Annotated in this window: 6 protein-coding genes; all 6 read right to left on the bottom strand. The window is 64.2% G+C overall.

Features of this window, described 5'->3' with window-relative positions; genetic code table 11:
- Positions 1 to 636 (bottom strand): calcium-binding protein (locus POF53_RS23430; RefSeq protein WP_498969653.1); only part of this gene is annotated, 636 nt, incomplete at its 3' end.
- Between the two features lie 66 nt (positions 637 to 702).
- Entirely contained in the window at positions 703 to 2,016 is a 1,314-nt protein-coding gene (locus POF53_RS23425; RefSeq protein WP_498969651.1) for an HlyD family type I secretion periplasmic adaptor subunit, read from the bottom strand.
- Complete coding sequence (locus tag POF53_RS23420) at positions 2,013 to 3,743, bottom strand: type I secretion system permease/ATPase (RefSeq protein WP_498969649.1); 1,731 nt, start codon at positions 3,741 to 3,743, stop codon at positions 2,013 to 2,015. Before POF53_RS23420 ends, POF53_RS23425 begins: the two co-directional genes overlap by 4 nt.
- 118 nt (positions 3,744 to 3,861) lie before the next feature.
- A complete protein-coding gene (locus POF53_RS23415; protein WP_050706708.1) occupies positions 3,862 to 4,047 on the bottom strand; it encodes a hypothetical protein in 186 nt (61 codons plus the stop codon).
- A gap of 72 nt (positions 4,048 to 4,119) precedes the next feature.
- Positions 4,120 to 5,493, bottom strand: a complete 1,374-nt coding sequence (gene flgE / locus POF53_RS23410; protein WP_498969647.1) for a flagellar hook protein FlgE — start codon at positions 5,491 to 5,493, stop codon at positions 4,120 to 4,122.
- Positions 5,494 to 5,523: 30 nt separating this feature from the next.
- The gene (gene flgD / locus POF53_RS23405; protein ID WP_186735515.1) at positions 5,524 to 6,222 is read right to left on the bottom strand and encodes a flagellar hook assembly protein FlgD; all 699 of its coding nucleotides are present in this window, start codon (positions 6,220 to 6,222) and stop codon (positions 5,524 to 5,526) included.
- Between the last annotated feature and the right edge of the window lie 10 nt (positions 6,223 to 6,232).

Raw genomic sequence — 6,232 nt, 5'->3', positions numbered from 1 at the left:
ACTGGTCAGGGTATAGCTGGCCAGCGTCGTGCGCACCTCATCGATGCCGCCGCCAGCCTGCTCGGCCACGCCTGCCGCTGCATACAAGTAATAGACATCATTGCCTGCACCACCATTGAACGACTTGCTTGATCCGTTGGCCTGCATGATAAACGTGTCGTTCAGACTGGAACCAATGATGCCCCCCATGCCTGTGAAGGTATCGCCCTCCGCATCGCCGCCTTGCCCCTTGCCACCGGTGTTGTCGATGGTGATGGTCACCGCCTGGCCAGACAGCGAGTAGTCCATCACATCGTTGAGACCGCCACTGAACTTCTGGGCGCGGGCATCGCTGATGAAGGTATCGGCGAAGTTCGAGCCCTGGAACACCTCGATGCTTTCAAAGGTGTCGCCGGCGGCAATGCCAGTATGCACGCCGGTCTTGAAGTTCAGCGTGATGCCGGCGCCGGCATCGGTGTACGACACTGTGTCGTTGCCCGCACCACCGATAAAGCGATCGGCACCCGCGCCACCGTATAGCGTGTCGTTACCATCACCGCCATTGATGATGTCATCGCCACCCTTGCCAAAAATCTGATCGTCCGCACTGGTGCCGACCAGATTGTCGGCGCCTTCGGTTCCCTGGATAACAGCCATGTCTACTCATTCCTTGCCAATGGTTGAACAATCCCTGCATGACTACGCCCACCCTCCGGTCGACGCTCATCCTTCCCTGAATGCCCGTTGCGCATGGTCGCCTACTGGCTTGAGCAGATAGGACAGCACGGTGCGATGACCCGTCTGGATCATCGACTCCACCGGCATGCCCGGCACCAGCGTGAGGCCGTCCAGCTTGCGCTGCTCGGCCTTGTCGATATGAATGCCGGCGCGGTAGAAGCCGAGCCCGCTCTGCGGGTCGGTCACCAGGTCGGCGGAGAGACGCACCACCCGCCCGAGCACTTCGGGGGTGATCGCGCGATTGAACGCACTGAAGCGCAGCAACGCCTCCTGGCCGAGCACGACCTGATCGATGTCCTGCGGGCTGATGCGCGCCTCGACCAACAGTTCGTCGTCCAGCGGGACGATCTGCATCAGGGTCTCGGCCGGCGAGATCACACCGCCCACGGTGTGTACCGCCAACTGCTGGACCCGCCCGGCACTGGGCGCCAGCACTTCTATGCGCTTGAGCTGGTCGGCCGCAGCGACCTCGCGCTCCACCCATTCGCCCTGCTGCGCCATCAGGTCACGCAGCTCGCCGGAAACCTGTTCGCGGAACCGCTGGTCCACCTGCAACAGCTCCAGACGGGTTTCGGCAATGCGCGCCCGCGCCTCGGCGATGGCCGCGACCAACTGGCCACGTTCGCCCTGCAGGCGAGCGATGCCGCGGGCCAGGGCATTGACCCGGTCGAGGGTCATCAGGCCCTTCTTCTGCAAGATCTTGACGGCCTGGTATTCCTCGTCAATCAGGCGGATTTCCTCGCCCTTGGTGCGCTGCTGCAGGTCATGACCGGCGATGGTCTGGGTCAGTTGCTCGATACGCTCGCGCAATTGCTGCTTCTGCCCATCCCGCGACTGGCGGCGGTCGACGAACAACTGCCGCTCACTGGCCAGCACCGCCTGCACCTGTGCCTCACCCTCGCGCGCGACAAGCCGTGACGGCGTGTCCACCTGCGCCAGGCCATCGCGCTCCGCCTCGAGCCGAGCCTGACGCGCCAAGGCCTGGTCAAGGGCCTTGGCGACGATGGCATGACTGGCCTCCTGCAAGGTCGCGTCCAGTCGCAGCAACACGTCACCGGCCTGCACCGATTGCCCCTCGCCAACCAGCAATTGCGCCACCACGCCACCACTGGGATGCTGGACCTTCTTCACGCTGTCCTGCACCGCCACCGCCCCCGGCGCAATCACCGCACCGGCCAGTTCAGTGACGGCCGACCACGTCAGCGCGCCGCCCAGCAACACCACCACGACCCCGGCACCGGCCCACAGGTGGCCACGCAGCGAACGCAGCAGCCCCTGCTCATCATCGATCCGCATCATGCCTGCACACCCCCCTTGACCACTCGCGGCTCGGCGAGCGTCACCGGTCGCGCCAGCACGGTATCGCGCGGGCCAAATGCCGCCTGCGCCCCCTGCTCAAGCACCAGTACCTGGTCAATCACCGCCAGGAGCCCGGAACGGTGGGCGATGGCCACCACCACCCCGCCGCGCGCCTTGACGCCCTCGATCGCCCGGGCCAACGCCCGTTCGCCCTCGGCATCAAGGTTGGCATTGGGCTCGTCGAGCACCACCAGGAACGGCTCGCCATACAACGCACGGGCAAGGCCGATACGCTGGCGCTGCCCTGCCGAAAGATTGACGCCGCCCTCGCCGACCGGCGTGTCGTAGCCCTGCGGGAGTTGCAGGATCAACTCGTGCACGCCGGCCTGACGCGCCGCCGCGACAATCGCCGCGGCATCGGCCTGCGGATCCAGACGCGCGATGTTCTGCCCCACGCTCGCCTCGAACAGATCGACGCTCTGCGGCAGGTAGCCGGTCATGACCGCCCGCGCCGCATCCGGCCAGAGCTCCAGTGCCGCGCCATCCAGGCAGACCTGGCCGCGCAGCGCCGGCCACGCGCCGACCAAGGCCCGCGCCAGCGACGACTTGCCCGAGGCGCTGGGGCCGATCACCGCCAGCGAGCCGCCGGCAGCCAGGCTGAAATTCACCCCTTGCAGTACCAGCCGCTGCACGCCCGGCGGCGCCACACACAGGCCGCTCACCAGCAGCTGGCTGCGAGCAGTCGGCAGCGCAGTCCTGTGCGCGGGCGCCGGAAAGATCGCCAGCACGCCGCGCAACTGCTGCCAGGCAAATCGCGCGGACACCAGGCTGCGCCATGTGCCAATGATCTGCTCGGCCGGGGCCAGGGTGCGGGCAACGATGATCGAGGCGGCGACAATCGCACCGCCGCTGAGATCGCCCCCGATCACCAACCAGGCACCCACACCCAGGGACGCCGATTGCACCAACTGGCGCAGGGCCTTGGTGATCCCGCCATAGAAGCTGCCGACATCGGCGCTGCGCCGCTGCAACGTGGCGTACTGCTCCTGCAGCACCTGCCAACGTGCAGCGGCACGCTCGGTCATGCCCATCGCGGCGAGCACTTCAGCGCCGACATGGGCCTGCTGGCCCAGGCGATTGCGCTGGCTGGCCAGTATCGCGCTGTCGCGCATGGCCTGGTGCGTGCCACGGTCGGTGAGCCAGGTCAGCAGTACCATCAGCACGATCATGCCCAACGCCAGCCAGCCCAGTGATGGATGGATGTAGAAGCTGACCGCGAGGTACACCGGCATCCACGGCAGGTCGAAGAACGCCATGAGCCCGGGGCCAGCGATGAAGGCGCGGATCTGTTCGAGTTCCTGGGCGGGCTTGAGCGGATCCTGGTCCAGGGCGATCTTCAGCGGCGTGCCGGCGATGATCCTGAACACCTGCGTCGAAAGCGCTCCGTCCACAGCTCCAGCGATACGCGACATGACCCGCGAGCGAATGATGTCGAGCACGGCGAACACCAGGTACGCACCCGCCACCAGCAGCCCCAGCGCCACCAAGGTGGGCAGGCTGCGACTGGGGATGACCCGGTCATAGACCTCGAGCATGAACAGGGGGCCGATCAACGCCAACAGGTTGATCACGCCAGAGAACAGGGCCGCGCCGACCAGGCCCTTTTTCAAGGCCACGCGAAGCGGCGCCGGCAGCACGCGCGCGCCAGTATCCTTACTGCTTTTCAAGAGTTCCGATCCTTGGAAAATGACGCTTGCCAGCCACTCGAACGAGTGGGATGACGCGGATCATACCTGAAGCAAATCCGCCAATCGATGGCCTCAAGCCATCAATTTTTGCCTTGGGTCAAAGCGACCTGCAACCGGCATTGTCGAACGGCCCGGCAAAGCGTTTCCAGCCCTCGCCAGGTGACCATTGCGAACACACCAGACGCCCATCGGCCTGGCTTTCCCAGCGCCACCAGGGGGCCATCGCGGCCTGCGCCTGGAGCAGGCAGAGCGCCGCAACGGCGGCAGCGACCAGCTTTTTCATGGAGCCTCTCCTCGAAAACGACGAACCCCTTCGTGCAAAGGGGTTCGTCGACAAACGCTCAGCCAGCGACCATCAGGTCATCTGGATGGTGGTCTGCATGATGGTGCTTTCAGTGGAGATGGTCTTGGCGTTGGCTTGGTAGAAGCTCTGCGCCTTGATCAGCTCGACCAGCTCCTTGGTCAGGTTGACGTTGGAAGCCTCCAGCGAGTTGGACTCCACCGAGCCCAGGGTGCCAGTTTTTGGCGCGTCGATACCTGGAATACCCGAGGAGAAGGTTTCCTTCCAGCGGGTCCCGCCGACCTGCTGCAGGCCCTGCTCGTTGGCGAAGCTGGCAATGGCTACCTGGCCGATGGCGCGGGACTGCTGGTTGCTGAAACTGGCGAACATCACGCCGGTGGAGTCGATCGACAGGTTCGACAGGACACCCGTGGCATAACCGTCCTGGGACTGCGAGCTGCGCGCGGTCTCGAGGTTGTAGGAGGTGGTGCTGTTCATCGACAGACGCATGCCGTCGGCGTTACCCACCGAGCCGTTGGAGCCCCAGTTGCCCGCGGCGTCCTTGGCGGCCGGGATCCAGCCCTTCATGGTGAAGGTGTTGTTGACCACGCTCCAGTCGAACGTCCCCACCGGCGTGGTCGGCACGTTGTCAGGGCTGGCGGTCATGGCCTTGACGCTGCCGTCGGGGTTGAAGTCGATGTTGCCAATGAGCGGGGTGGTCTTGCTCGGGTCGTAGGGGTTGCGGCCATCCACCAGGGTGTACATGGTCCACTGGTTCTCGCCGGTCTTGCGGTAGAACTGCTCCATGACGTGCTCGTTGCCCTGGCTGTCGTACACCTTGGTCGGGAACGACTTGGTATAGGTGGCCTGATCCTTCGGATCGAACGGCTTGTTCGGCACCATCACGGGCGGCGTGGAATTGTCCAGGACCTCCAGCGGGATGTCGGGGGCCGAGGAGTTCAGGTTGATGCCCTGGTCGATCAGGGTGGTCGCCTTCGGCGCCATTGCCGAGGTATCGATCCGCAGGTCGGTCAGCACGCCCTTCATGATCTTGCCATTGGCATCGACCCCATAGCCTTGCAGGCCCAGGCCATCGGAGGTGACGACATAGCCATCCTTGTTGGTCTGGAACGCACCGGCGCGGGTGTAGCTGAGCGAACCGTTGTCGGACAGGACGAAGAAACCCTGGCCCTGGATGCCCATGTCCAGCACGTTGCCGGTGTTGTTGACGTCGCCCTGGCCGAACTGCTGAGAAACCGTGGCCAGGCGCACGCCGTTGCCGACCTGGTTCTTGCCCACGCCCAGGCGGTTGGCGCCAGCGTAGACGTCGGCGAACTCGGCGCGCGACGACTTGAAGCCGACGGTCTCGGAGTTGGCGATGTTGTTGCCGGTGACGTCCAGCTTCTTGTTGGCTGCGTACAGACCGCTAAGGCCGATATTGAAAGACATGCATTCACTCCTTATGCCGTGCTAGCGGCCTTAGATTCCGATAGTTTGTACTTTGGAGATGCCCAGCTTGCCGATCCCGGCAAGGTTGAGCATCATCTCGCCACCGTTCTGGAAGCTGACACTGGTGACCTTGGCCGGCAGCATCGTGTACATCTCCTGCGACTTGCCGTCGACAGTGGTGGTGGCGGTGAAGGTATAGGTACCCGCCTCGACTTTCTCGCCCTTGTCGTTGGTGCCGTCCCAGATGAAATCGGCGGTGCCTTTCTTCTGCTCGCCCAACTGGATGGTCTTGACCACGTTGCCATCCTTGTCCTTGATGGTCACCTTGCCGTCGGTGATGTTCTGCGGCACGACCACCTGGCCATTGAGGCTTTCCTTCGGATCGAAGAGGGCCTTGTCGTTCTGCACGATCACCGAACGCCCTACCAGGGAGGAGGCCTGCAGCGCCTGGGACGAGCCCATGCCGCTGATGATCGAGTTGACCGAGCTGTTCAGGGTCTGGATGCCTTCCAGGCTGCTGAACTGCGCCAGCTGGGCGATGAACTGACCGTTGTCCTGGGGATCCAGCGGGTTCTGGTGCTGCATCTGGGTGACCAGCAGCTTGAGAAACGCATCCTTGCCCAGCGCGTTCTTGTCGACAGGCTCGGTGGTGGTTTTCTTGGTGCCGGTGCTGACCCCGGATTTTGTCAGCACATCATTGAGGTTCACGCTGGGGTTTTCGACTGCCATGGTCGGGATT

Source organism: Mitsuaria sp. RG, assembly GCF_028369275.1.
Taxonomy (GTDB): domain Bacteria; phylum Pseudomonadota; class Gammaproteobacteria; order Pseudomonadales; family Pseudomonadaceae; genus Aquipseudomonas; species Aquipseudomonas peradeniyensis.
This window is presented reverse-complemented; position numbering and strand designations above follow the sequence as displayed.